Here is a 25,381-nt window from a genome sequence, read left to right on the forward strand (position 1 = left end):
CCATTCTACTGCCGGGTCTGCTGGTGCCCGGCCCCGGAGCCTGCCGCCCCGCCGGTCGCGGCGATCAGTCCCATCATGGCGCCATGCAGTTCGGCCACCTGGTCCCGGGTCAGGCCCAGGCGCTCCATCATGGTGCCGGGGACCGCCAGCGCCTCTTGCCGAAGGTCCGCGCCCGCCGGCGTGAGTTCCACGGCGAGGGCCCGTTCATTTCCGTCCACCCGGCGCCGCGTCAGAAGTCCCGCTGCTTCAAGGCGCCGGAGGAGCGGGGAGATGGTGGCGGGCTCCTGGGCGAGGGCCTCGCTGATATTCCGCACGGTGCGGGGACTTTCTTCCCACAGGCACAGCATCACCAGGTACTGCGGGTGGGTCAGCCCCAGCTTTTCCAGGACCGGCTTGTAGGCGCCCACCACACTCCTGGACGCCACTGTCAGGGCGAAACAGAGCTGGTGTTCCAGGAGCAGGTCGTCCTGTGCGGACGATGCCGGGGTCACGCTGGTGGTCATCACTACCCTCCAATAGTTAGTGCACTAATTATTAGCGTACAGTGGACTGACAATCAGGGTTCTGTCGAAGGAGTCACCTCAGTGGTCAAGGACAACGCGTCACAGCGCTTCATGCGTGCAACCGGCAAGCTGCGGGCCATCTTCGGCCCCGCCAACCGCAGCTCCCTGGTGCATGACATGACCGAGGAGAACCGCAAGCTCCTGGCCCAGCGTGAGGCTGAGAGCCAGCAGTGGGAGACGCTGCAACGCCCTGACGGCAGCACCTACGTGGTCCCCAAAAACCCGGACGACAAGTCCCTGCGCTGAACACTGGCCGCCCCCTGACCCGGGGCCTTTTTGTCCCTCTGGGCGTAAAATAAGGGCACTGCCCTCCAGGTGAGGGACAGTGGACTTTCGCCCGGGATGTGGGAAGGGGGTGGAGAATATGGCACATGCACTCACCCGCTTTATGAACGTGACTGACCGGCTCCGTTTCGTCTTTGGGCCGGCGACCCGCCTGGACTCGGACGCGCCGGTAGTTCACAAGCACGATGCGTTTGAGCAGGCCTCCGATGAGGATCTTTCGCACTTCGAAGTGGAAACGGATTCAGAAGGACACCACTACGCTGTCCGGCGTGAAGACATGGACAAGCAGTCCTGAAGTACCTGCCAACCAACGCGGGGTCACTTCCGGCCCGATATCCGTCGATTATCGGGCCGGAAGTGACCCCGCGTTGCTTTTAGAGGCCGGTGCTTAGCGCCCGGTGCCGCCGTAGACGGTGGCTTCGTTGTCGCTGTCCAGGTCGAAGGCCTTGTGGATGGCGCGAACGGCGTCGTCCAGCAGGTCTGCGTGCGTGACCACGGAGATGCGGATCTCCGAGGTGGAGATCATGTTGATGTTGATTCCGGCGGCAGAGAGCGCCTTGAAGAAGGTCGCGGAAACGCCGGGGTGTGAACGCATCCCGGCGCCGATCAGGGACAGCTTGCCGATCTGTTCGTTGTATTCGATGTTTTCGAAGCCGATTTCCGGCTGGGCTGCCTTGAGTGCGGCGAGGGCGTCTGCGCCTTCGACGATGGGCAGCGTGAACGAGATGTCTGTGCGGCCGGTGCCGTGCGTTGAGACGTTCTGGACGATCATGTCGATGTTGGAGTGGGCATCGGCGATGACCTGGAAGATCGCGGCGGCCTTGCCGGGGATGTCCGGAACGCCCACCACGGTGACTTTGGCTTCGGAACGGTCGTGCGCAACGCCGGAGATGATTGGCTGCTCCAAGGCAACTCCCTCTTGAGTGGTGATCTTGTCTTCGGCGCTGGGGATGACCCAGGTGCCTTCGTTCTGGCTGAATGAGGACCTGACGTGCAGGGGCACGCCGAACCTGCGGGCGTATTCGACGCAGCGCAGGTGCAGGATCTTGGCGCCGGAGGCCGCCAGTTCCAGCATTTCCTCGCTGGAGATCGTGTCGATTTTCTGGGCTGAAGGCACCACGCGCGGGTCGGCGGTGTAGATGCCGTCCACGTCCGTGTAGATCTCGCAGACGTCGGCTTCGAGCGCCGCGGCAAGGGCCACAGCCGTGGTGTCCGAGCCGCCGCGGCCCAGGGTGGTGATCTCGTTGGTGGTCCGGCTCATGCCCTGGAAGCCTGCCACAATGGCGATGTGGCCCTTGTCCAGCGACGTGCGGATGCGGTGGGGGTCGACGTCGATGATCCGGGCCTTGCCGTGGATGCCGTCGGTGATCATGCCGGCCTGGGACCCGGTGAAGGACTGGGCCGAGGCACCGTACTTGTTGATGGCCATCGCCAGCAGCGCCATGGAGATGCGTTCGCCGGCGGAGAGGAGCATGTCCATTTCGCGGGCGGGGGCGGAATCGGTGACCTGGCCGGCGAGGTCCAGCAGTTCGTCGGTGGTGTCGCCCATGGCGGAGACCACCACGACCACCTCGTTGCCGGCGCGCTGTGCGTCCACGACGCGCCTGGCGACGCGCTTGATGCCCTCGGCGTCGGCCACGGAGGAGCCGCCGAACTTCTGGACGATCAGCTGCTTGGTGACGGCACCGCCGTCGGGCCGCTCCTGCGGCCGGGCTGCGGTGTGCACTTCGGTAGTGGGCGTACTCATTGCGCGTACCTTCACTGAATCAATCGGATTTCTGGCAGCCAGGCGGCCTTGCGGCGCGACGGCGTGACTTGTTCAGCCCAGTTTATCGCCGCTGCCGCCCGGCGTTGAATTGTGACCGAATCTCAGCCTTGGGGTGGACCCCGGACGCAACACCGCGGGCGTACGCTCAGATAGTCAGTATGCATGCAAAGACTTGGGGGACAGGTGCGCAGGAAATGGCAATAGAAGAGGATTCAGCTGGAGGTCCGGCACTGCCGGAAGAGCTGCCAGAGGGTGGCATCACGGCCACCGGCGTGAGCCGCAAGTTCGGGCAGGTGCACGCCGTTGAGCACATGGACTTCCACGCGCCGGCAGGCAAAGTGACCGCACTGATCGGACCCAACGGGGCAGGAAAAACCACCCTGCTGCTGATGCTGGCATCCCTGCTGGCGCCGGACTCCGGCACCGTCAGCATGGGTGGCCTCGATCCGCAGCACAACCGTGCAGCGGTGCGCAGCAGGATCGGCTGGATGCCCGACACCCTGGGGGTGTGGGAGTCCCTGACGGCGCGCGAGATCCTGACACAGATGGCGCGCTTCTACCGGCTTCCCGCCGCCGGGATTGGCCCGCGTGTTGCGGAGATGCTTGACCGCGTCCGGCTGTCCGACCTCGCCGACCAGCCCGCCCGCGTGCTGTCCCGCGGCCAGCAGCAGCGGCTCAGCCTGGCCCGCGCCCTCATCCACGACCCATCAGTGCTGCTCCTCGATGAGCCCGCGTCCGGCCTCGATCCGGGGTCCCGGGTTGAGCTGCGGATCATGCTTCGGGAGTTGGCGAAGGAGGGGAAGGCCGTGGTGGTCTCCTCGCATGTCCTGAGCGAACTGGATGAAATCGCCGACGGCGCCGTCTTCGTTAACAAGGGCCGCACCGTCAGGCAGCAGACTACGGAAGAAGCCCACGCCGCCGGCCGGCGGTACGCCATCTCGGCCACTGACGGCGCCGCGCTGGCCGCCAAGCTTACAGAATTGGGTCTGGTCTTCCGGCAGGAGGACGGCCGCCGTCCGGCGGTGAGCCTGCTGCTGCTAAGCGACGACGACGCCGCGCGGCTCCTGCGGGACCTCGTGCTCGCCGGCGTCCCGGTCAGCTCCTTCGCGCCCGCCTCGGGTGCCCTGGAAGAGACGTACATGAACCTCGAGGGGGAGCGGCGATGAGCCAGGTGACGGACACACAGCGGCACGCGGCCGGTCCCGGCGGGGCGGCCGGTTATGCCGCTGGAATCAAGGACGTGGTGATCCTTGAACTGAAGCAGCGCCTCCGGTCCCGCGGCTGGTACATCATGCTGGCTATCTGGTTCCTCCTCACCGGCCTGGTGACGTGGCTGACATGGGCCAGCTGGAACGCTTCGCAGGCGGCGCAACGTGCCTACTCAGACTTCACGCCGGCGCAAACGGGCCCGGGGTCCATGATCTTCGAAGTGGTCCTGGCCTTCGTCCTGCTGTTCGCGCTGCTGGTCGCTCCGGCCCTGTCCGCCAACGCCGTGAACGGCGACCGCGCAGGAGGAACCCTGGCCATCCTGCAGGTGACGCTGCTGCAGCCCGGCCAGATCCTTTGGGGCAAGTTCTTTGCCGCCTGGTTCGCGGCCCTGGCCTTCCTTGTTGCCAGCACACCGTTCCTGGTCATCGGCGTGGCGCTCGGCGGCATGACACCCGGGCACGTCATCGTTGCGCTGCTGATGCTCGCCGTAGAGGTGGGGGTTGTCTGTGCCGTGGGCGTCGGGATTTCGGCCTTGGCAGGACGGCCGTTGTTCTCCATCGTGGTCACGTACCTGGCGGTCGCGGGACTGGTGATCGGCACCCTCATCGCCTTCGGGCTGGGCACGGGACTCACCCAGGGGACCATCAAGGCCAACCAGCCGAACTACCGCGAATACCAGCCGCTCAGCAACGGGCCGGTGGAACCGGAATACACCTGCTCCGGGCCGCTGCGGGAGCAGCCGGCCCCGCGTACCGAGCGGGTGGCCTGGTTCCTGGCCATGAACCCGTACGTTGTGGTGGCCGACGCCATTCCCTATCCCGAACGGACGGATCCGCAGGGCTTTACGTCGGTGGGGGCCATCGAGAGCATCAGCCAGGGTGCGCGTTACGCCATGGCGGGTCCGGAAGGCACGTATCCGTGCGCCAACGGTGAGGCGAAACCACGGTACCTGGCCCAGGAAACGCCGCTGTGGCCGCTGGGACTTGGTCTGCAGCTGGTGCTTGCCGGGCTGCTGATGTGGCTGGGCTGGCGTTCGCTGCGCACCCCGGCGCACAGGCTGGCGCCGGGAACCCGCATAGCCTAGTTGCTCCTCTGGACAGGCCATGCCCGGTGGATCAGGATGGGATGAACCGGCGAATCCGCCGGTGACTTCGGGGCTGGGGCTGTCCATGGAGCGGGGGGCTTGAACTGTGGCCGAAGGCGAACGCCAGGACGAGGGCCGGCGCGGCGACGACCCCGTTTACGAGGCCATCGGTCCTGGCTGGAACAGCGGAACGCAGGAAATGCAGGACGACGCCGGCTGGGAGCCCCGGCCGGCGGGCCCTGCGCGGGTGGCGCTCGCCGCTGCGGCTGGGGATGTGCTGGCATCCGTCCGGACCCTGCGGTTCTGGCTTGTGGCAGCGGCCGTGCCGCTGGCTACTTGTCTTTTCGCGGTGGCCCTCGTTGGGATGGCTGCGCCTTACGAAATGCAACTGGAAGAGGCCCGGTGGTTGGGCTATATGCTCGCTGCTGCCATGATGCCCGCATCCTCGGCACTCCTTGCCGTGCATTGGGGGCTTCTGGGAGGCCGGCGGCTGTCCTCGCGCAATCCGCCAGCGGGCCTGGAGCCAGGCCCGCTGGCCCCGTTCCTTGCCGTGGCCGCGCGTGGGCTGGTGGTGGCTGCGATAGCCCTGATCCTGCTGTTGCTGCAGGCCGGCCTCGCGGAGGTGTCGGCTGCCGGCACTGCAGGTGCTTCCGCGGGGGTCGTCGTCCTGGAGTTCGCCATCTTTGGGGCCGTCGGCGCGGGCGTGTCCGCGCTGCTCCACCGCCGAATGTGGGCGTCCATTCTCGGCTGGACCGTGGCCGGAGTCCTTGTCCTGGGCAATGCCGTGGCAGTTTTGGCCCTGATGCCTGCGGTGCGCGCGGACGAGCCCGTGGCTGTTGCCATGAATGTTGTCTGGGGGCCCGGCCATACGCGGGTTGCATATGAGTGCTCGCCCGAACTCGTGGGCCTCGCCGAGGTTTTTCACACGGAACGTATTGTGTGGCTGGCAGCAGCGAACCCCGTGGTGATGTTTGCGATGCTGGCCTCCGGCGGGGATACCGGCGAGGAGGCCCTGGGCTGGATGCCTGGCGCCCTCCAGGAAGCTGCGGACGGCACGCAGGTTCCCTGTGTCAACGGCGAGCCACGCACGAAGGACACCGTCCGGATGCCGTTGGAAGTGATCGGGCTGGCCACACAGGGTGTCCTGGCCGGCGGATTCCTTGCCGGCGGACAGCTGGCCGCCCGGCGCAGGTCCGGTTCAGGCGGGTGATGGCTGCGGAGCGTCGAGCCAGTTCACCAAGGCCCGCTGCCCCGCATCGCGGCCGTATCCGTGATCCGCCCCGAACCCTTAGGTAAGCGCGTTGCGGCGGCCCTCGAAGGCGCGCCCCAGCGTGACTTCGTCCGCGTATTCCAAGTCGCCGCCCACGGGGAGTCCGGAGGCCAGGCGGGTAACCACAATTCCGATGGACTTCAGCATCCGGGCCAGGTACGTGGCCGTTGCCTCACCTTCCAGGTTGGGGTCGGTGGCGATGATGACTTCCTGGATGGCGCCGTCGTTCAGCCGGGTCAGCAGCTCCCTGATCCGCAGCTGCTCAGGGCCGACACCGGCAATGGGATTGATGGCTCCGCCCAGCACGTGGTAGCGGCCGCGGAAGGACCGGGTGCGTTCCACGGCGAGGACGTCCTTGGACTCTTCCACCACGCAGATCACGGAGGGATCGCGCCGGGTGTCCCGGCAGATGTTGCAGAGCTCCTGCTCGGTCACGTTGCCGCAGACCGTGCAGAATTTCACGCGCTCCTTCACCGTGGTGATGGCTTCCACCAGGCGTTTCATGTCCTGCGGGTCGGCTTCAAGGATGTGGAACGCCAGCCGCTGCGCGGACTTGGGCCCCACACCGGGAAGGCGTCCGAGCTCGTCTATCAGCTCCTGGACCGCACCTTCGTACACGTTTCCCTCTTTAGCTTGGCTTGGATGGTGGGCGAATCAGTGGCGCTGCTGGGCGAACCGTGGTGTGGCCGTCAGTAGCGTGGAGGCAGCGGGCTGCCATCCAGGGAGCGCTCCTCGATGAGCTTTCCGCCCAGAATACGCTCGATGGCGGCGCGCCCGAAGACGCCCGATTCCTCGATGGTTTCGTCATCCGCGCTGGGGATATCCTGCACGTCCGGCACGGCTGCAGCGACAGCCCGGGACGGCGCCTTCGCCCGCCCGGCCTCTGCCTCCGGGCTGTTGGACAGCCGCTGGTAGAGGCTTTGCCGGGCGGCGGCTGCCTCAGGGGAGGTTGCGGGGGACGGCTGCGGAGGCGCGGCCTGGGGGGCCGACGCGGCCATTGCATATTCCCTCACCGGTGCCGCCACAGTTTCAGGGGCGGGGCTTTCCGGGGCGGACGGCCTCCCAAAATCACCTGGCCCTGGCGAAGGAGGGGCAGTTACGGGTTCAGCCACTGGAAGTCCCCAGGGGTCCACTGATTCCGGCGGCTCCGGGGACGCTGAGGGCTGCGGGGCCACAGGCTGGGGAACTGCAGCAGCTTGGGGAACCTGTGCCGTCGCGGGTTCGTACTGCGGGGCGGGGGCTGCAGCGGCGGACGCGCTGTCCGGCTCGGGCGAAGCCTGGCTCTTCCCAATGTTGGTCTCAGTGCCGACGACCCACACGCCCGGTGCCTGTTCCACGGCGCGGGTCCACGGATCATGCGGGGCAGCTTTTGCGGTCGCGGTGATGCCGCTGGCCGCCGCGCCCGCCTTTTTGGTTTTGGGGGCACGCTTTCCGGCCGGCAGGTCACTGCCACCGGAACCTGGGGCAGCTACCCGGGCTGCCGGCGTGCGCTGCGGTTCCGGCGGGGCGGAGGGATCCCAGTCCATGGGAGGTTCCTCGTCCAGCGGCGGGGCATCCTCGTCGCGGGGCGGGCCCCAGTCGTCGTCGGAGTAAGCGTAGGTGCCGGCAATGTCGGCCTCCTGCACTGTCGACGTCGAGGGAACCGGGCCGGGCGCCTGAACCGATGACTGAGCGGGCGTTGTGGCCGCGGCCTGTGTGGGTGCCGGGGCAGGTGCTTTGTGAGCTTCAGCTGGAGCAGCAAACTGAGGCGTGGAACCAGAGGCCGTGGGCGCAGGAGCTGTTGGCGCCGGAACCGCCGGAGCATGAGCTGTGGGCGCCTGGACGGCGGGTGCCGCGGCTGCGTGTGGGGCGGCGGTGTCCTGTGCGGAGTCGGTGCTGTCCTGTGTGGGGGCAGTGCCAGCGGGCGCGAGTCCCCAGGCTACGTCGGCGGATGTCGGCGGGGCTACCCGGCTAGCGGGTGCTTTTGGGTTTGGCTCAGAGCTCGCTGGGCTGTTGGTCCCACGGTTGCTGCCCCCGGCGACGGCCGTGATCTGGCAGTCAATGCCCACGGTTTTGTGGATCGCCTGGCGCAGGTTTTCCGAGTGGTCGGCACGGCCGAAGGCTCCAGCCAGTCCGGACGTGCTGAAGGCAAGGGTAAGTCCCTGGCCGTCGAAAGCTGCCACCTGGGCGTTGGGCTCCACCAGCGCCCACGTGCTGCGCTTGATCTTGGACAGCGTCTGCAGGATTTCCGGCCACGCGCGGCGAAGAACTTCGACGTCGCCGCCGGGTCCTGCAGCGGTCCCGGGTCCTGCAGCGGCCGCCGGGCCTGCGGGGACAGCCACCGTGCGGACTTCCGGAACCGGCGCGGCAGCCGGCGACTCCTGCACAGGAGCCGCTTGTGCCGGCGAAGCCTGTGAAGGTGATTCCTGTGCGGGAGATTCCTGCTCCGGGGCCCGGCGCACGTCGGCGGCAGGGCCGACCCCAGCTCCGGCGGTGGTCCGGGCGCCTGCTGGCTCGTCCACCGGCCAGTCGCTGGTGCTGACCCGGGGTGCTGTCAGGGGTTGGCGGGCTTCGGCCGGCTGCGGCTGCTGCTGAACCTGCTGCGGCGGGGCTTCGCGCGAGGAAGGTGCGGCGGGGGCGGCCTCCGCAACGCGGGCGGGTGCCGGTGCTGCCGGTGCAGGCGTCTGAGATTCAGCGCCCGCAGGCGGCAGCACCACGGCAGGTGCCGTTGGTTCCGGGGCGTTTCGCTCCGGAGCAGCTCCAGCAACCGACACGCTGGAACCCTCGGGGGCGGGAGCGCCGACGTCGTTCCCGGCGTAGTTGAGGCGCCGCTCCACCCGGTCGATCCGCGCCGCGATGCCGCGTTCAGTCTGTTCGGAACTGGGGAGCAGGATGCGCGCGCACAGCAGTTCGAGGTGGAGCCGCGGGGACGTGGCGCCGGTCATTTCGGTCAGCGCCGTGTTGGTGACATCCGCGGCGCGGGAGAGTTCAGCGGCGCCCAGGTTGTGCGCCTGGTTCTGGAGGCGTGCGATCTGGTCCGCGGGCATGCCGCGCAGGATGGTCTGGGCGCTTTCGGGCATGGCCTGGACAATGATGAGGTCGCGGAAACGCTCCAGCAGGTCCTCGACGAAGCGGCGCGGATCGTGGCCGGTCTGGATGACGCGGTCCACGGCACGGAAAACTGTGGCGGCGTCGGAGGCGGCCACGGCCTCGACGACGTCGTCCAGCAAGGACGCATGCGTGTAGCCCAGCAGGGCGACGGCGAGTTCGTAGTCCAGGCCGTTCTGCCCGGCTCCGGCCATCAGCTGGTCCAGCACGGACAGGGAGTCGCGGACCGAGCCCGCACCCGCGCGGATCACCAGGGACAGGACACCCGGGGCCACCGGCACGTTTTCCTGCCGGCACAGCAGTTCCAGGTACGCCATGAGCGGCTCCGGCGGGACCAGCCGGAACGGATAATGGTGCGTGCGGGAACGGATGGTGCCGATGACTTTGTCCGGCTCCGTGGTGGCGAAAATGAACTTGATGTGTTCCGGCGGCTCCTCGACGATCTTGAGCAGGGCGTTAAAGCCCGCCGAGGTGACCATGTGGGCCTCGTCGATGATGAAAATCTTGTAGCGGTCGCGGACCGGAGCGTACGTTGCCCGCTCGCGGAGGTCGCGGGCGTCGTCCACGCCGCCGTGGCTGGCGGCATCGATCTCAATGACGTCCAGGGATCCGGAACCGCCGCGGGCCAGCTCAATGCAGCTGGGGCAGACGCCGCAGGGGGTGTCGGTGGGGCCCTGCGCACAGTTGAGGCAGCGGGCGAGGATACGGGCGGACGTGGTCTTGCCGCAGCCGCGGGGGCCGGAGAAGAGATAGGCGTGGTTGACCCGGTTTTTCCGCAGGGCCGTCATCAGCGGCTCCGTGACATGTTCCTGCCCGATAACGTCTGCGAAGGAATCCGGACGGTATCTGCGGTAAAGGGCGGTTGTAACAGTCACAGAGGAAACCCTACCAATCCGGGCTGACAGTTTGCCGCCCTGTGGGGGAATAGTAAAGACCCCCCATGCACCCGCCAGAGCCCGTCTACCCTTGCTACCTTCCGGTCCTGGGGGAGTTCAACAGGATGACGCCACATGAGGGGCCGCAGATAAGTTTACCCGAAGATTTGAGGAGGTTGGCACGCGGCGGTGACCGCCCCGGCACCCCGATGGTTTACCCGCGCCAGCCGTCCACCGGCCAGCTCATGAACGCGGGCTCCTCATAGGGGTGGGCGGCCCGCAGGGCCAGCACTACGGCGCCGAGCAGATCCTCCTCGACCACGCATTCGATCCTGTCCTCGGCCACCTCCGTGGCCCGGTTCGCGTCTCCGATGAAGGGCGCCGCCCCGTCCAACGCTGTGAAACGCCCGGTTCCGGCTGTGACGAACGAGCAGTGCGAATAGTTGCCGATCCGGCCGGCCCCGGCGTCGCCGACGGCGGCGAGGACTGCCTGCGTGCGGGTCCGGGGAACGTAGGCCACCAGTGTGTGCAGCTGTGTCATGGCTTCATCGTCCCAAAGCCGCCGCATTAAGGAGGAGGTAACGGGGGCGCTTTTCATTGCTAATCCGGCGGACAGGCCTGATCATGGGTATGTACACCGATTGGGGCAATCTCAAGGTTGTGAGCTGCAGGGCCTGGCTGGAGGGCCGGACCCGGCAGCTCAACGGTGTTCCGTAGGAATGGACGCATTGGGGGCGTCCATTTTGACGTTAACGGCACCCTCCTGAGGCCAATTGGGCGTTGCTGAAAAGTTCAGGTAGTCTAGTATCTGCTTTTGATTCAGAAGCAGCTGGAGAATTCGCCTAGCGGCCTATGGCGCACGCCTGGAACGCGTGTTGGGTTAACGCCCTCGGGGGTTCAAATCCCCCATTCTCCGCCAGCCAGAAACCCGGTCCTGACCTTGTCAGGGCCGGGTTTCTGCATTCCATCCCGGTCACAACGGGGTATGCCCAAGCCTGCGGAGCCGCTGCCGGGCCGCCTGCTCACTGGGTCCCGGGCCGCGCCCAAGAGCGAGATGCACGACGCCGAGAGTCACCCTGGTTGCCAGCCTCACCGGGAGGGGCAACGGGCCAATCCGTGGCGTCCGGAGTCCCAGCATCCGGCGGTACTTCGGCTCGAGGCTGTAGACGGCGGCAGCGAAAATGATCCGGTAGCCCGGGCGCAACAGCGGGTGCAGGGGAGGGTTGCGGATAAATTCGACTGTCTCGGCGACCCTGCTGTCCGCCAGGAGCTCCCCGCTGTTGTACCAACGGTCCAGCTGCCGGCGCATGTCGGCTTCGGTGAGCGGCGGATCCTGTACGCCCATCAACAGCCCGGCCTGGGCCCACTCGCGGACGTAGGCGTCGGGGCCGCCGGGGATGGTGCCGCCCCAGATTTTGTGGGCTGTGAGGAAGGCGTCCACGAAGGCCAGATGGACCCAGCGGGCCGCCTCGGGATCATTGGCCGAGTACCTCCGTTCGCTGCCGCGCCCGTCGCTGTAGCTGCCGTGGACGGGCTCGTGCAGCCGGCGCACCCGGGCGGAGGCTTCGTCGGCGTCGGCTTTTGACCCGTAGGTGACGGTGAAGATCCACTGGATGGTGCGTGCCAGGCGGCGGAGCGGATCCTCGCGGAAGTCGGAGTGCTCAAGGATTCCCGCCAGCGCAGCGGGGTGAAGCGCCTGCATGAGCAGCGCACGGATCCCGGCCACGATGGGCGTCATGGAACCGTGCACCGCCCAGACGGCCGAGCCTGGCAGGTGATAGCCGGCGTCGTTCCCCTCCGCCAGCCGCGGCACCCAGCCGGGCAGCACATCAGGACTCCCAGTGAACACGCGTTTGAGTTCGCCCTGCCATTCCCGGAGGAGATTGCGCATAGGACCATTGTTGCCCACGCCTGGCGTGCAGCGGACCCCCCACGCAGATCCACATAATGTCCGCAGTGGTGCTGAGCCGGGGTTCACAGGCCCCCGGCTTTGTGGTCCCATGGGAGGGTAAGTCCGTCCGGAGACCTGGGGTCTGACGGGCCAACCCGGGAGTCAACTAGTGGGCAATCATTGGGGAGCCGGCCGCGACAAGGCGCCTGCCGGCGCCTGCGCGGCAGCCGTTCGCGCACTGGCCGCGACCGGCGTTGCCGCCACGGCCTTTTTTGCCCTGGAATTCCCCGGAACTTCCGCGCGGCCGGCCGCACCCGCGTCACCTGCCGGGAGTGTCAGCCTTCCCGGCCTGGCCGGTGGCTTCCTGACGGACGGCCGGGCGCTGGTCCCGTTCAGCCGGACGATCGTCACCACTGTCGCCAAGGACGGGCACGCCCAGCTCAACGTCGCCTCCGCCGAGCTTCAGCGCCCGCCGGAAGGGTCACTGATGGCACCCCTGGAAGTGCTGAGGCCAAGCTCGCCGTTCGGATACCGGGTCAGCCCACTCTCCGGCTCCGCAGGGGACTTCCATCTCGGCCAGGACTATGCCGCGGCCTGCGGCACGAGGGTATATTCGGCCGACGCCGGCGTGGTGCGGGCCGCCGGCTGGCACCCGTGGGGCGGCGGGAACCGGGTGGAAATCGACCACGGCAACGGGCTGATCACCACGTACAACCATTTGGAGGCCATCGCCGTCCGGGCGGGCGACTCCGTGCAGGTGGGCCAGGTCATCGCCCGGGTGGGCACCACCGGCTGGTCCACCGGCTGTCACCTGCATTTCGAAACCATCCTCCACGGCAAGCACACCAGCCCCCTGAACTGGACGCTGCTCGCCATCCGCCAGGTGGACGAGCTGAAGGACCTGGTGATGGTCAGTTACGACGGCACGGCCCCGGATGCGTCGGCGGCGCAGCGCTGGGCCATCCCGGTGGCCACAGACAACAGCCACGCCGTCCTGAACGGCGAAGCGGAACTGTCCCAGGCGCCGGAGCCTGCTGTCCCAGCTCCCTCCACTCCGGGGACGGACCCAACTGGAGTGCCGTCGTCGGACCCCACAGCATCCGCGACCGGGACACTGACGGCATCCCCGACAGCAACCCCGACGGCAACGCCGACGGCAACCCCGACGGCAACGCCGACAGCAACCCCGACAGCAACCCCGACAGCAACCCCGACAGACAGTTCGACGGCGTCGCCCTCACCGACGTCCGCGTCGCCCGCCGCAACCACCTCGCCGACGGGCACCCCAACGGCTGAGCCCACGACGGCGTCGCCGACGCCCGTGTCCACCCTCACGTCCCCATCGCCCACCCCGTTGCCGACGTCGCCGTCCTTGCCAACCCTGACAACCACCGCGGTGCCCGAGCCGGCGCCAACTGTCACCGAATCCACGACGGCAACGTCCACGGCAGCACCCACGGCGACGGAACCCACGCCCACGGTGACGGAGCCCGCGCCCTAAGGACTGACAGAAAACTCCCAGACTGCACCCGTACCCTTGATGGTTGGCAACGAATCACCTGCATAACCAACCTTTCAAGGACGGCGCTGTGACCAATCTGTACACGATCCCGCTCACGCTCAACGACGGCACAGAGACCGACTTCGGCCGGTTCACCGGAAACGTGGTGTTGGTGGTGAACGTGGCGTCGAACTGCGGGTTCACGCCTCAGTACACGGGACTGGAGACGCTGTACGAGAAGTTCCGGGACCGGGGCTTTGAAGTTCTTGGAGTGCCATGCAACCAGTTCGCCGGCCAGGAACCCGGCAGCGACAGCGAGATCGCCGAGTTCTGCGAGCGCAATTTCGGCGTGACCTTCCCGCTTACCGCTAAGGCCAACGTGCGGGGCAAGGACCAGCATCCGCTGTATGCGGAGCTGACCAGGTTCAAGACCGGCGTGCTGCCGGGGCTTGTGAAATGGAACTTCGAGAAGTTCCTGGTGAACCGCGCGGGCCAGGTGGTGGCACGCTTCGCCCCAACCGTCGAACCCGACTCCGCAGAAGTCATTGATGCCATCGAATCGGCATTGGCGGCGCCTGCCGGGCCGGCCGGTCAACTTGGATTTTCCGGCGAATAAAAACTTCTACCTTTTTCCAACTTGGCCGCGGCAATTTACCCAAAATTTGCCAATTATCTGGTTTGATAAAGGTTACTGAAGGGTAGAAGGGAAACGCCGTTTCCCACCGACCAACTGAGGCAGCAATGGAGCACATCGAGGCCGAACATCCCCGGCCACGCCACTTCCTTCTACACCTGAGCGACCCCCACATGATGGGGGGTCCAGATCCCCTTTACGGCGCTGTAGACAGCGAAGCCAGGCTCATTCAGCTTTTCGAAGAAGTCAGGGCGTCCGGGGCGCGGCCCGAGGCCGTGATCTTCACGGGTGACCTCGCCGACCAGGGAGATCCCGACGCCTACGCAAAATTGCGGGCCATCGTGGAACCTGCGTGCGAAGACATGGGCGCCAAAGTCATCTGGGCCATGGGCAATCACGACAACCGTGCCAATTTCCGGACCGGTCTGCTCGATGAGCCTGCCAATGACGCTCCCGTGGACCGCAGCTACTTCATCAATGGCCTGCGCGTGATCACCCTGGACACCTCCGTTCCCGGGTACCATCACGGCGAACTGAGCCAGGCGCAGCTTGAATGGCTGGCCAGGGAGCTGGAAACCCCTGCTCCCGACGGCACCATCCTGGCGCTGCACCACCCGCCGGTCCCGTCCGTCCTGGACCTGGCAGTGCTGGTGGAACTCCGCGACCAGGCCAAACTGGAGGCCGTTGTCCGCAACTCGGATGTCCGGACGATTCTCGCCGGGCACCTGCACTACTCAACCACCGCGAGTTTCGGCGGAATTCCGGTCTCCGTGGCTTCCGCGACGTGCTACACCCAGGACCTCAACGTGGCCGTCGGCGGTACCCGTGGCCGTGACGGCGGCCAGGCATTCAACCTGGTCCACGTCTACGAGCACACCATTGTCCACTCGGTTGTCCCGCTGGGCAGCGCACCCACCGTGGGGGAGTACGTGGCACCTGAGGAGTCCGCCGAGCGCCTGGCCGCCGCAGGCATCCGGATCCCCCAGAAGGCCAAGACTGTGGCAGCCGCAAAGATCGGACTCGGGTCCAGCATCTAGCCGGACCCGCGTCACTCAGATCCGGCAGGGCCGTAGGTCCTGCCGGGCCTCAGATCTCCCAGGGCGCCTTGATGGGGAAATACTTCTCCAGGAATCCGGTCACCAGCTGCGCCCTCTCGTCGGCGGGGACTTCCGGGAAGCTGCCGTCGTTGAGGCAGAAGAAGTCCATGTTCCGCTTGGCCAGCAGCTTGGGAAGGTAGTTCACCCCTGCCCGGGCGGTGGTGTCCACATAACGCACCTTGGCGGCCGTCTGGGTCACGGCCCGGCCGGTCAGCAGCGCGTAATAGTGGTAGAAGGAATTGGTCACGGAGATGTTGTCCGCCGCCCGGAACCTGCTGGCCGCCGTCTTGCGGAACTCTTCCGGGAACTCACGCTCCATCCGGGATACCACGCTGCGCCGCAGCGGCGCTGCGGTGTGCTCCAGGTGGCGTGTGGTGATCCGGCCGAAGCGGTTCCACAGCAGCTTCCGGTTCACGCGGGCGGCGTTCTCGAAGCCGCTGCGTTCGGCAGCGTTGTCGCCCAGCCCGATCCGGGTCTCGGCTTCAATGAACTTGGTGATGCCGCCGGGCGTGAAGAACATGTCCGGTCCGACGGGCCGTCCGAAGAACATGTCGTCATTGGAGTAGAGGAAGTGCTCTGAGAGCCCCTCGATGTTGTGGAGCTGGCATTCCACGGCCTGTGAGTTGTGCGTGGGCAGCACCGCCGGATCGGAGAAAAATTCCTCGCTCCGGACAATGGTGACGGACGGGTGCTCGGCGAGCCACTCCGGCGCGGGGGAGTCGGTGGCGATGAAGATGCGGCGGATCCAGGGAGCGAACATGTAGACCGAGCGCAGGGCGTACTTCAGTTCGTTGATCTGCCGGAACCGGGCTTCGTGGTCATCGCCTTCGCCGAGGACAACGCCCTGCTGCTGGGCGCGGCGGGCGGCGATGTACTCGGGCGAGCTGCCGTCAACCCAGGAGAACACCAGATCGATGTCGAAGCTGATGTCGCTGGCGTGGTCAGCAAACATGTTTTCGATGGTGGGCCAGGTGTGCCCGTACCTTTCAACGGTCCCGCGGACGGCGTCCTGCGTCAGCATGGTGCGGCGGGTGAGGGAATTTTCGATGGGCAGGATCAGCTGGTCGCCCTCGAAGCTCCACAGCTCAATCTGGACACCGGCCGAGGACCCGAATTCGAAGCCGCCGTCCGGCTCGACGCGCGGACGGTAAAGGCGGAAGATGCGCGCCTGGCGGTTGGGGGACAGCTCGCCGTCGGCCACCAGGACCGAGGACTTCTTCTTCGCATCCACGGTCATGGAATAGACCGGCTCATTGCGGCAGGCTTCAACGAGCGCCGCCCGCAGCTTCTTCCGGTCCTTCCAGTCCAGCGCGATGACCGGGCGGTCGCTGTTGCCGCGGACCAGAAGGTAGTCCAGCCCGGCACCTGCGAGCACGTTGCGCAGGAAGAGCAGGTCCTCCACCATCGCCTGGTACGGGGTGCGGTTGTGGTTGATCAGGGCAAACCTGCCCTTGTGCCTGACAACGTCCGGACGGTGTTTCAGGCGCGCCTCAGCCGCAGGCGAAGTCACCTCCGCATGGGCACCTGCCTCTACGGACGCCTGGCCGCCGTAATAAATTTCGTCCTGAACCGGTGTTTCTGTAATGGTTTTCTCCGCAGCTAAATGGTAAGCGTTCCTACTTGCATAATAGCCCTGCCACTGAAACAGCAGGTTTCAATCCGGCCGTACCGGGACGCATCCGCCCGGCAGGGACTCAGCTGCCCAGTGCCTCGCGCCAGCTGCGGAGGAAGGCCCCGCCGGCGTCGTCGTGGATCACATCATCCCCCAGGCCAAGGTCCGCTGCCGTCAGGACCGGGTAGGGCTTCTGCGGAATTCCGTCCGCAGGGCGGACATCCACATGCTTCACTTCATGATCGTTGTGGTGCAGCCAGTCTGCCATGGCGTAGTCGGTGCGGGAGTCCCCCACTGTCCGCCAGGCCTGCGGCGTGATGCCCTGGGCGGCGAGGAGTTCAACCGCGCGGCTTGCCCCGAGGTCCTTGCCCAGCCGGACCGACTCGATGTCCGTGGAGATGATGGTGGGGTCCACGCGGTAGTCCACCTCGTCGTCGGAATTCGGCGCATGGTGGTCCAGCCGGACCACGCCCAGGCCGTGGCGGGCCATCAGCCCCATGGCGTCGGCGTCGAAAAGCCTCTGCTCGGCCAGGTAGTCGGTGCTGGCCACCTCGATGTGCTGCTCCACGGACACCATGGCCCGCTTGGTTTCGTCGAAGAACATGTGTGCCGAGTAGTCCTCTGCAACCAGCCGGCGGACGTCGTCGCCATAGGCTGCCGGAACAGCCAGCTCATGGTCCACATGGATGGGCCCCGGGCCGGCGGCGGTGTAGCTGAACCAGACGGCCCCCTTCTCGCAGACGGCGTGGATGACGGTCCCGGCCGGTATCCCGGCGGCAATCATCGGCTCCATGACCTGTTCCCGGATGAAGGCGTCGGAGCGGCCGGTGTTAAAGATGACGGGAATTCCGGCGGTGGCCAGCGCAACCAGGTCGGCGATGATCCCGGGCTGCACGTCCCGGGTGACGGGACTCGCCACCGGGCCGTCGACGTCGAGCAGGAGGGCCAGTGGCGGGGCGGACGGCAGGCGGACGCCTGGCGCGGTGCCGGCAGGGAATTCGGTTGCAGTCATGGCTCCATTGTGTCAGCAGGGCGCTCTGCGGCCCGCGACGTCGGCTAAAGATCACCGCATGTGACACATGGTCACTGTTTGGCTACAACCTTGGGAGGGCGCGGTGCAGGCACTTCTCATGGGCCGCCAAGGTGCCTAGGGTGGCATGGTGATATTCAAAGCTGTGGGCGAGGGACGCCCTTACCCCGACCATGGTTTCAACACGCCCAAGGAGTGGGCATCGCTCCCGCCCCGGCCCGTCCGCCTCGACGAGCTGGTGACCACCAAGCGGACCCTGGACCTGGAAGCGCTCCTGGCCGAGGACTCCACGTTCTTCGGCGACCTGTTCCCGCACGTTGTGCAGTACAAGGGGATTCTGTACCTGGAGGACGGCCTGCACCGCGCCGTCCGCACCGCACTGCACCAGCGCACCGCCATCCACGCCCGCGTGCTGGTCATAGATGGCTAGGAAACCCAAGGACGTCAGCGTCCTTCACGGCCACCACGTTGTTACTGGCCCCGAACTGCGGGCCACCTTTGAAGCGGCGGAGCCCGACAATCCTGTCCGGCTCCGCCGCCGCGTGGTCCATGGAGTGGTGCTTGTCGTGCTGCTGGGACTGATCGTGGCCGCGATCATCACCGCCCTGGCGATCATGAGCGGCCAGCTCAGGATTCCGACGACGGAAGCCAGTGACAAACCGGCGGCCGTCTGTCCCGCGGCCACCTTCGACTACACCCCCAACGACCAGATCAACCTCAACGTCTATAACTCCACCAGCCGGCCCGGCCTGGCCAGGTCGGTTGCGGACGAGTTCCTCGCACGGAAGTTTGTGGTGGGCGCCGTGGCCAACACCGACGCGGCGTACCGGGGTGTCGCCGCCGTGGTGTCCGGGGCCGCCGGACAGTCTGCGGCGTTCAGTGTCCAGCGCAACCTGCCGGGCTCGGACTACTTCCAGGACGGCCGGACGGATGCCAGCGTGGACGTGATCCTGGCCGGGGACTACGAAGCCCTCGCCGCGCCGGAACTCGTTGACCAGACGCCCGGCCAGCTCAGCTGCCCGCGCGAAAGCCGCCGGATCGCCGACGACGACAAATGGCCGGTCATCCCGACTGCGGGCGCCACGCCCTGAGGTGCGCTGCCGTCGTTGCCCTATCAGGCACGGTCGCTAAACCGGCCTGTTAGCGACCGGGAGTGATAGGGCAAATCAGCCGGCCACGGCGGGGAGCGGGCTGACGCGCACTGGCTGGCCGTCGCCGTCGAACTGTGCCCCGGCACCGAGCTGGATAAAGCGCACCGTGCGGGAAATCCGCGCTTCGAGTTCCGCCGGCTCATCGCTTCCGCGGGCCGCACTGGAAGACAGGGTCCCGTGGATCAGTTGCGCCTGCTGCCCGATGTCCGCGGCGGGGAGGTAGCCCTGGTCCATGCCGTCGCGGAGGATTCCCTGCAGCAGGATGCTGAGGTCACCCACGTGGTCCGCCAGTTTGGCAAAGGACGACGGCGACAGCACCGCAGCCATCGCCGGCCCCGGGGGGAGGTGGCGGCGGGAGAGGTCCTCCACCTGGGCGCGCACGTACAGCGCAAGCCGCTCCACCGGGTTGTCCAGCCTGCCCAGTGACTCGCGCAGTTCCGAGAGGAACCGCTCGGTCTCGTCCAGGGCGTAGGAGATGAGGAGCTCTTCGATGTCGGCGTAATAGTTGTACACCGCCGTGCGCCCGACGCCGGCATGCCGGGCAACGTCGGTCATGGTCAGGCCGGGCAGGCCATGGGTAAACAGCAGCTCGCCGAAAGCCGTGAGGACACGGCGCTGGGTATCTGCGCGTTGCGCGGCATTGCTGGCCGCCGAAATCCTGGGCATGCAGACACTTTACCGCGATGTGTCAGTAAAACGCGTGCGCGCCGGGCTGACCTGCCACGGAAATCAGACGGCGCAGCCGTCCGGGCCGCAGGTTTCACCGTCGGCGGCGTTGACAAGGACCAGTGGGTGCGTCTCCTGCCAGGCCTGGTCCAGGGCGGCGGTGAAGGTTTCGGACGGCTGCGCGCCCGAGAGCCCAAACTTCCGGTCAATCACAAAGAACGGGACGCCGCTGATGCCGAGGGCGCGGGCTTCCTCGAAGTCGAAGCGGACGTCATCGGCGTACTTGTCGGTGGAAAACAGTTCGGCCACCTCGGCAGCGTCGAGGCCGAGGTCCTTGCCGAGGGCGGTGAGGTATTCCTGGCTGCCGATGTCCTTGCCGTGCTCGAAGTGGTCGCTGAGCAGCCGCTCCTTGGCGGCATCCTGCTGTCCGTGCGCGGCGGCAAGGTGGATCAGGCGGTGGGCGGTGAAGCTGTTGGCCACCACTACCTTGTCGAAGCGGTAGTCCAGGCCTTCGCCCTTGGCCTGCGCGGCAACGTGCTCGAACATCTGGGTGACCTGCTGCGGCGCCATTCCCTTGCGCGTGCTCAGGTAGTCCAGTTCGGTGCCGTCGTAGTGTTCGGGAAGGCTGGGATCCAGCTGGTAGCTGCGCCACTGCACCTCGACGGAATCGCGGTGCGGGAAGTCTGCCAGCGCGGCCTCGAACCGGCGCTTGCCGATATAGCACCACGGGCACGCAACGTCTGACCAGATCTCAATCTTCATGCTTGCCACAACCCTGCCGGTCCCGGGGCCATTCCCCGGCGGGGTGTTGGCTTGGTCACCCTTAAAGCGCGAACGTACACTTGGGGCCCTTGTTTTAAGGGCCTCAAGTGTACGTTCGCGCTGGGTGGGCTCGGGCCGGGTGGATCAGACGGGGCCCTCCAGGACGAAGTCATGTTCCACCGTGGTTCCCAGCCGGAAGGACTTTGAGCCGACCTTCCTGAACCCTGATTTCTCGTAGAAACGGATGGCCCGGGCGTTCTGGCTGTTCACACCCAGCCAGATCCCGGCCCCACCGGCCGCTGCGGCAGACTCGAGGCTCGCGTGCATCAACTCAGCCGCGGCGCCCAGCCCGTGATGCTCCGGGTGGACGTAGCACTTGCTCAGTTCCACCGAGGGCAGCAGCGTCAAAGCCGAGGCCACGTCAGGGTCCTGGGCCGGCCGGTTCACCAGCAGGCTGTAGCCGCGAAGGTCGCCGCCGACGTCGATCACCAGGACGGTGACGTCCGGGTCAGCCAGATAGCCCTGGAAATGCTTTTCGCTGAGCGTATTGGCCAGGTGCGTGGCGATGTCCTCAGGGGACGACGACGGCGGGCACGCCAGCGGGAAGGTGACGGCCGCCAGCGCGGCGAGGCGGCCGGCGTCGTCCGCTGTTGCTTTCCGAATGGTGGAGGTCATGCAGGGATTCTATTTGGCTACTGCTTGAAGGCCGCGTCGAAGGAGGTGTTCGAGGCGGGGTAGTCGAACTTTTTGAGGGCGGCGAGGGCTTCGGGGGCGCCGTGCAGGCGGTCCATGCCGGCGTCTTCCCATTCGATGCTGATGGGTCCGTTGTAGCCGATCGCGGTGAGGGCGCGGAAGGAGGATTCCCAGGGGACGTCGCCGCGGCCGGCGGAGACGAAGTCCCAGCCGCGGCGGGGGTCGCCCCAGGGCAGGTGGGAGCCGAGGACGGTGTTCCGGCCGGTGGGGCGGAGCTTGGTGTCCTTGCAGTCGACGTGGTAGATCCGGTCCTTGAAGTCCCAGATGAACGAGACGGGGTCGATGCCCTGCCACATGAAGTGTGAGGGGTCCCAGTTCAGGCCGAACGCTTCCCGGTGGCCGATGGCTTCGAGGGTGCGGACGGTGGTCCAGTAGTCGTAGGCGATTTCGGAGGGGTGGACTTCGTGGGCGAAGCGGACGCCGCATTCGTCGAAGACGTCCAGGATGGGGTTCCAGCGGTCGGCGAAGTCCTGGTAGCCGGCGTCGATGACTTTTTCCGGGACGGGCGGGAACATGGCCACGTACTGCCAGATTGAGGAGCCGGTGAAGCCGACGACGGTGTCCACGCCGAGGGCTTTGGCGAGCCGGGCGGTGTGTTGCATTTCCTCGGCGGCGCGGGTGCGGACGCCTTCGGGGTCGCCGTCGCCCCAGACCTTGGACCCGACGATCGCTTCGTGGCGGAAGTCGATGGGGTCATCGCAGACGGCCTGGCCCTTGAGGTGGTTGGAGATGGCCCAGACCTTGAGGTGGTATTTGTCCAGGATGGCGAGTTTGGATTCGACGTAGCCGGGTTCGTCCCAGCGCCAGGCGTCCAGGTGGTCCCCGGACACGGCGATTTCCAGGCCGTCGTAGCCCCAGCCGGAGGCGAGCTTGGCGACTTCCTCGAACGGGAGGTCGGCCCACTGGCCGGTGAACAGGGTATAAGGGCGGGGCATGTCAGGCTCCTTCAGGGACAGTAACGGGGGTGGCGGACGCGGTGCCGGCGGTGGCAGCGGTGCTGTCTTCGAGGTGGATGGTCGAGCTTTTCGTGGCGCCGGATTCCTCGATGGCGTTCAGGATCCGCTGGACCTCCAGTCCGTCTTCGAACGACGGCGAAGGCTCGGTTCCGCCGTCGACCGCGAGCAGGAAGTCGCGGATTTCGTGCGTGAAGGTGTGTTCCCAGCCGATGATGTGGCCCTGCGGCCACCAGGCGTCCAGGTAGGGGTGTTCGGGTTCGCTGACCAGGATCCGGCGGTAGCCCTGTTCGCGGGCGGGGGCGGTGGCGTCCAGGAAGCGGAGTTCGTTCAGGTTTTCCAGGTCAAAGAGGATGGAGCCTTTGTCGCCGTAGATTTCCAGCTGCAGGGAGTTTTTCCGGCCGGTGGCCACCCGGGAGGCCTCCACCGAGGCGATTGCGCCGGAGGCGAGGGACAGCGTGGCCCAAGCGGCGTCGTCGACCGTGACGTCCTCCAGCCCCGAGGCGCCGGGGCGGCGGGTGGTGAAGGTGTGGGTCCGGCCGGAGACTTCGGTGACCTTGTCCCCGAGCAGGAACAGGACCTGGTCGATCGCGTGCGAGGCGATGTCCCCGAGGGCGCCGGATCCGGCGGTTTCCTTGGTCAGGCGCCAGGTCATCGGAGCGGTTTCGTCGGCCAGCCAGTCCTGCAGGTACGCGGCGCGGACCTGCCGGACGGTTCCCACCCGGCCTTCGGCGATGAGGTCCCTGGCCAGGGCGAGGGCCGGGACGCGGCGGTAGTTGAATCCCACCATCGACTGCACGCCCTTCGCCCGGGCCGTCACGGCAGCGGCCGTCATGGCTTCGGCCTCAGCCAGGGTGTTGGCCAGCGGCTTCTCCAGCAGCACGTGCTTGCCGGCTTCGAGGGCGGCGGTCGCGATCTCGGCGTGCATCCAGCCCGGCGCGCAAATATCCACGATGTGGATGTCGTCGCGCTCCAGGACGGTGCGCCAGTCCGTGGCGGTCTCGGCCCAGCCGTACTTCGCCGCGGCTTCCTTCACGCCGGCGGCGTTGCGGCCCACGAGGACCTTCTGCTCAAAGAGCGGCACGTCGAAGTAGGACGCCACGTTCCGCCACGCGTTGGAGTGGGCCTTGCCCATAAAGGCATAGCCGATCATGGCCACGCCCAGGGGGCGCCGGCTGTTTGTTGGGGTCATGGTTGTGTTCCTAGAGCGTGGCGGTTTCGGGTGCCCAGTCCTCGGGGAGGGCCGGGGACGCGGGGGCGGAGCTTGCGACGTCCACGAACGTGCCGGAGTCCACGGACTCGGAGATCGAGACCATGCTGTCCAGGACGTGGTAGGCCAGGTTGCCGGTGGCGCGGTGCGGAACGTTGGCGCGGATGGAACGGGCCATGTCCAGGACGCCCATGCCGCGGCCGTTGGCCGGTCCGGTGGCGGGAATGGTGGTCCAGTCCTCGTCGCCTGCCCGCCAGAGCTTCAAGTCGCCGTCGAAATTGTTGGGGTCCGGCAGCGAGAGGGTGGCCTCGGTTCCGGTGATCTCCACGAAGCCCATCCGGGAGCGGGGGGACTCGAAGGAGAACACGCTGTGGGACGAGGCTCCGTTCTCGAACTGGGCCATCGCGGACACATGGGTGGGCACCTCGACGGTGAACTCCTCGCCGGCCTTGGGACCGGAGCCGATGACGCGGACCTCCTTGGCCTTGGAGCCGACGGCGGCGACCCTGCGGATGGAGCCGAAGGTCTGGACCAGTGCGGTGAGGTAGTACGGGCCCATGTCGAAGAGCGGGCCGGCCCCGTGCTGGAAGAGGAACGCGGGGTTGGGGTGCCAGGATTCCGGACCGGCGGTCTGGAATGTGGTCATGGCGGTCAGCGGCGTGCCGATGTCGCCGCGTTCGATGATCCGGCGGGCGGTCTGCAGGCCGGCGCCCAGGAAGGTGTCCGGTGCGGTGCCGAGCCGGATCCCGGCGGCGTCGGCGGTCTTGAGCAGGCCGAGCCCGGATTCGCGGTCCAGGGAGAAGGGCTTCTCGGTCCAAACGTGCTTGCCGGCGTTGACCGCGGCCGTGGCCACCTCCACGTGGGCGGCCGGGATGGTCAGGTTGACGATGATTTCGACGTCGGGATGGTTCAGTGCCGCGTCAACGCCGCCCCACTCCGCGATGCCGTATTCCTTGGCGCGGGCTTCGGCGGCTTCCTCGAAGAGGTCGGCGATGACGTGGACCTTGAGGTCCGGGAAGGTGGTGAGGTTGTCCAGGTACGCCTTCGAGATGTTGCCTGCGCCGATGACGGCGACGCCGACCGGGCCGGTGCCGGTGGTTGCCGGGCTCATGCCTTGGCGCCTTCGGTTGCTGCTGCGGCGTCGGCTGCGTTCAGGTAGGCGAGGCTTTCTGCGATGCCTTCGAAAATATCCCCGGCGTAGTCGTCGAACTCGACTACTCCGACCTCGAGGGATTTCGCTGCGGCGACAACGTCCAGGACCGCCACCTTGCCCTTGCCTGCCGGCAACTGGGCCTTGGTGTCCGTGTTCAGCGGGCCGTCCTTGATGTGGATGAGCTTCACCCGGTCCCCAAGCTTGGCGAGGATGTCCACGGGGTCCTGGCCGCCAACGGCCACCCAGTAGGTGTCCACCTCAAGGACGAGTTCGGGGTCGAGGAGGTCCGCGAAGTACTCCAGGGCGGTGCGGCCCTCGATGGTGGACTCCAGCTCCCAGGCGTGGTTGTGGTAGCCCACGCGGATGCCGTATTCGGCGCCCTTCTTGGCGGCAGCGTTGAGCGCGGCGGCGGTGGCCTGGATGTCCTCAGCGGACTGCCAGCGATCAGCCGCGATGAACGGGTCGATCACCGTGGTGATGCCAAGTTCCCTGGCCGCGGCGAAGATTTCGTCCTGGTCCTGGCTGAGCAGCGGGGCGTGTCCGGACGGCGCGGTCAGGCCGTTTTCCTTCAGCGCGGCGCCGAGCTCTTTGGCCGTGGCCACGAAGTTGTAGGGCTCCACCTGGGTGAAGCCGATGTCCGCGACCTTGCGGATGGTGCCGGGCAGATCTTCCTGGATGGCGTTGCGCAGGGTGTAGAGCTGGATCGAGTACGTCATGGGTTCTCCTGAGCTGAAGAGGGTTTCCACTAAAGCTAGAACTACTTTTGACGAGCGTCAAGCAAAAGTTGGATGTTGGTCGCCGATCTTTGTTCAGGGTGACAGGCAGAA

The 25,381-nt window shown here is 66.8% G+C and carries 25 protein-coding genes, 1 tRNA gene and 1 other RNA gene; 11 read left to right on the forward strand and 16 right to left on the reverse strand.

Annotation, left to right across the window (positions count from 1 at the left end; genetic code table 11):
- Nucleotides 1–5: 5 nt before the first annotated feature.
- Nucleotides 6–503, reverse strand: a complete 498-nt coding sequence (locus EYS21_RS12245) for a MarR family transcriptional regulator (protein WP_131133479.1) — start codon at nucleotides 501–503, stop codon at nucleotides 6–8.
- Nucleotides 504–584: 81 nt separating this feature from the next.
- On the opposite strand from EYS21_RS12245, the gene EYS21_RS12250 reads away from it, so the two are divergent.
- Together EYS21_RS12250 and EYS21_RS12255 are read left to right on the forward strand one after the other, a co-directional pair.
- Entirely contained in the window at nucleotides 585–809 is a 225-nt protein-coding gene (locus EYS21_RS12250) for a hypothetical protein (RefSeq protein ID WP_131133480.1), read from the forward strand.
- Between the two features lie 118 nt (nucleotides 810–927).
- Nucleotides 928–1,143 carry a hypothetical protein gene (locus EYS21_RS12255; RefSeq protein ID WP_131133481.1) on the forward strand — a complete coding sequence of 72 codons (216 nt, stop codon included), beginning with the start codon at nucleotides 928–930 and terminating at the stop codon, nucleotides 1,141–1,143.
- A 93-nt stretch (nucleotides 1,144–1,236) separates the two neighbouring features.
- Here the strand turns inward: EYS21_RS12255 and EYS21_RS12260 are convergent, their stop codons facing one another.
- Complete coding sequence (locus EYS21_RS12260) at nucleotides 1,237–2,595, reverse strand: aspartate kinase (RefSeq protein WP_131133482.1); 1,359 nt, start codon at nucleotides 2,593–2,595, stop codon at nucleotides 1,237–1,239.
- A gap of 179 nt (nucleotides 2,596–2,774) precedes the next feature.
- On the opposite strand from EYS21_RS12260, the gene EYS21_RS12265 reads away from it, so the two are divergent.
- The 3 genes from EYS21_RS12265 (at nucleotide 2,775) to EYS21_RS12275 (ending at nucleotide 6,119) form a co-directional block, all read left to right on the forward strand.
- Nucleotides 2,775–3,782, forward strand: coding sequence for an ABC transporter ATP-binding protein (locus EYS21_RS12265; protein ID WP_347559561.1), 1,008 nt, complete (start codon nucleotides 2,775–2,777; stop codon nucleotides 3,780–3,782).
- The gene (locus EYS21_RS12270; protein WP_131133483.1) at nucleotides 3,779–4,909 is read left to right on the forward strand and encodes an ABC transporter permease subunit; all 1,131 of its coding nucleotides are present in this window, start codon (nucleotides 3,779–3,781) and stop codon (nucleotides 4,907–4,909) included. The genes EYS21_RS12265 and EYS21_RS12270 overlap by 4 nt, the downstream gene beginning before the upstream one ends.
- Nucleotides 4,910–5,015: 106 nt before the next feature.
- A complete protein-coding gene (locus EYS21_RS12275) occupies nucleotides 5,016–6,119 on the forward strand; it encodes a hypothetical protein (protein ID WP_131133484.1) in 1,104 nt (367 codons plus the stop codon).
- Between the two features lie 78 nt (nucleotides 6,120–6,197).
- Here the strand turns inward: EYS21_RS12275 and recR are convergent, their stop codons facing one another.
- The 4 genes from recR to EYS21_RS12295 all read right to left on the reverse strand — a co-directional run bounded on the left by recR (nucleotide 6,198) and on the right by EYS21_RS12295 (nucleotide 10,682).
- Nucleotides 6,198–6,797 carry a recombination mediator RecR gene (recR, locus tag EYS21_RS12280; RefSeq protein WP_131133485.1) on the reverse strand — a complete coding sequence of 200 codons (600 nt, stop codon included), beginning with the start codon at nucleotides 6,795–6,797 and terminating at the stop codon, nucleotides 6,198–6,200.
- Between the two features lie 71 nt (nucleotides 6,798–6,868).
- Entirely contained in the window at nucleotides 6,869–10,141 is a 3,273-nt protein-coding gene (locus tag EYS21_RS12285; RefSeq protein WP_131133486.1) for a DNA polymerase III subunit gamma and tau, read from the reverse strand.
- A 51-nt stretch (nucleotides 10,142–10,192) separates the two neighbouring features.
- Nucleotides 10,193–10,289: signal recognition particle sRNA small type (gene ffs / locus EYS21_RS12290), an RNA gene on the reverse strand.
- A 66-nt stretch (nucleotides 10,290–10,355) separates the two neighbouring features.
- On the reverse strand, nucleotides 10,356–10,682 hold the full coding sequence (locus tag EYS21_RS12295) for a hypothetical protein (RefSeq protein ID WP_131133487.1): 327 nt from the start codon (nucleotides 10,680–10,682) through the stop codon (nucleotides 10,356–10,358).
- Nucleotides 10,683–10,972: 290 nt separating this feature from the next.
- Between EYS21_RS12295 and EYS21_RS12300 the strand changes: the two genes are divergently transcribed.
- Nucleotides 10,973–11,060: transfer RNA gene (locus tag EYS21_RS12300), tRNA-Ser, on the forward strand.
- A 54-nt stretch (nucleotides 11,061–11,114) separates the two neighbouring features.
- Here the strand turns inward: EYS21_RS12300 and EYS21_RS12305 are convergent.
- Nucleotides 11,115–12,032 (reverse strand): oxygenase MpaB family protein, encoded by a 918-nt coding sequence (locus EYS21_RS12305; protein ID WP_131133488.1) that lies wholly within the window; start codon nucleotides 12,030–12,032, stop codon nucleotides 11,115–11,117.
- A gap of 169 nt (nucleotides 12,033–12,201) precedes the next feature.
- Here EYS21_RS12305 and EYS21_RS12310 point away from each other — a divergent pair, with 169 nt between their 5' ends.
- The 3 genes from EYS21_RS12310 (at nucleotide 12,202) to EYS21_RS12320 (ending at nucleotide 15,204) form a co-directional block, all read left to right on the forward strand.
- Nucleotides 12,202–13,533: a M23 family metallopeptidase gene (locus EYS21_RS12310; RefSeq protein ID WP_242633401.1), complete on the forward strand. Its 1,332-nt coding sequence runs from the start codon at nucleotides 12,202–12,204 to the stop codon at nucleotides 13,531–13,533.
- An 88-nt stretch (nucleotides 13,534–13,621) separates the two neighbouring features.
- A complete protein-coding gene (locus tag EYS21_RS12315) occupies nucleotides 13,622–14,149 on the forward strand; it encodes a glutathione peroxidase (RefSeq protein WP_131133489.1) in 528 nt (175 codons plus the stop codon).
- Nucleotides 14,150–14,274: 125 nt separating this feature from the next.
- Complete coding sequence (locus tag EYS21_RS12320) at nucleotides 14,275–15,204, forward strand: phosphodiesterase (protein WP_131133490.1); 930 nt, start codon at nucleotides 14,275–14,277, stop codon at nucleotides 15,202–15,204.
- Nucleotides 15,205–15,253: 49 nt separating this feature from the next.
- Here EYS21_RS12320 and EYS21_RS12325 read toward each other — a convergent pair whose 3' ends face one another.
- The gene (locus EYS21_RS12325; protein WP_242633402.1) at nucleotides 15,254–16,774 is read right to left on the reverse strand and encodes a stealth family protein; all 1,521 of its coding nucleotides are present in this window, start codon (nucleotides 16,772–16,774) and stop codon (nucleotides 15,254–15,256) included.
- 184 nt (nucleotides 16,775–16,958) lie between these two features.
- Nucleotides 16,959–17,888: a hypothetical protein gene (locus EYS21_RS12330; RefSeq protein WP_131133491.1), complete on the reverse strand. Its 930-nt coding sequence runs from the start codon at nucleotides 17,886–17,888 to the stop codon at nucleotides 16,959–16,961.
- Between the two features lie 148 nt (nucleotides 17,889–18,036).
- Between EYS21_RS12330 and EYS21_RS12335 the strand changes: the two genes are divergently transcribed.
- On the forward strand, nucleotides 18,037–18,336 hold the full coding sequence (locus EYS21_RS12335; protein WP_207307761.1) for a type II toxin-antitoxin system VapB family antitoxin: 300 nt from the start codon (nucleotides 18,037–18,039) through the stop codon (nucleotides 18,334–18,336).
- Nucleotides 18,329–18,997, forward strand: coding sequence for a LytR C-terminal domain-containing protein (locus EYS21_RS12340; protein ID WP_131133493.1), 669 nt, complete (start codon nucleotides 18,329–18,331; stop codon nucleotides 18,995–18,997). Before EYS21_RS12335 ends, EYS21_RS12340 begins: the two co-directional genes overlap by 8 nt.
- A gap of 75 nt (nucleotides 18,998–19,072) precedes the next feature.
- Here the strand turns inward: EYS21_RS12340 and EYS21_RS12345 are convergent, their stop codons facing one another.
- The 7 genes from EYS21_RS12345 to EYS21_RS12375 all read right to left on the reverse strand — a co-directional run bounded on the left by EYS21_RS12345 (nucleotide 19,073) and on the right by EYS21_RS12375 (nucleotide 25,270).
- The gene (locus tag EYS21_RS12345; RefSeq protein ID WP_131133494.1) at nucleotides 19,073–19,723 is read right to left on the reverse strand and encodes a TetR/AcrR family transcriptional regulator; all 651 of its coding nucleotides are present in this window, start codon (nucleotides 19,721–19,723) and stop codon (nucleotides 19,073–19,075) included.
- A 63-nt stretch (nucleotides 19,724–19,786) separates the two neighbouring features.
- Entirely contained in the window at nucleotides 19,787–20,485 is a 699-nt protein-coding gene (locus tag EYS21_RS12350; protein ID WP_131133495.1) for a DsbA family oxidoreductase, read from the reverse strand.
- Between the two features lie 144 nt (nucleotides 20,486–20,629).
- Nucleotides 20,630–21,160, reverse strand: a complete 531-nt coding sequence (locus EYS21_RS12355; RefSeq protein ID WP_131133496.1) for a GNAT family N-acetyltransferase — start codon at nucleotides 21,158–21,160, stop codon at nucleotides 20,630–20,632.
- 17 nt (nucleotides 21,161–21,177) lie between these two features.
- Complete coding sequence (locus EYS21_RS12360; RefSeq protein WP_131133497.1) at nucleotides 21,178–22,173, reverse strand: sugar phosphate isomerase/epimerase; 996 nt, start codon at nucleotides 22,171–22,173, stop codon at nucleotides 21,178–21,180.
- Nucleotide 22,174: 1 nt separating this feature from the next.
- Nucleotides 22,175–23,383 carry a Gfo/Idh/MocA family oxidoreductase gene (locus EYS21_RS12365; protein ID WP_131133498.1) on the reverse strand — a complete coding sequence of 403 codons (1,209 nt, stop codon included), beginning with the start codon at nucleotides 23,381–23,383 and terminating at the stop codon, nucleotides 22,175–22,177.
- A gap of 10 nt (nucleotides 23,384–23,393) precedes the next feature.
- A complete protein-coding gene (locus tag EYS21_RS12370; RefSeq protein WP_131133499.1) occupies nucleotides 23,394–24,512 on the reverse strand; it encodes a Gfo/Idh/MocA family oxidoreductase in 1,119 nt (372 codons plus the stop codon).
- A complete protein-coding gene (locus tag EYS21_RS12375) occupies nucleotides 24,509–25,270 on the reverse strand; it encodes a sugar phosphate isomerase/epimerase (RefSeq protein ID WP_131133500.1) in 762 nt (253 codons plus the stop codon). Before EYS21_RS12375 ends, EYS21_RS12370 begins: the two co-directional genes overlap by 4 nt.
- Nucleotides 25,271–25,381 lie beyond the last annotated feature (111 nt).

The organism is Arthrobacter sp. S39 (assembly GCF_004320525.1).
GTDB lineage: Bacteria > Actinomycetota > Actinomycetes > Actinomycetales > Micrococcaceae > Arthrobacter.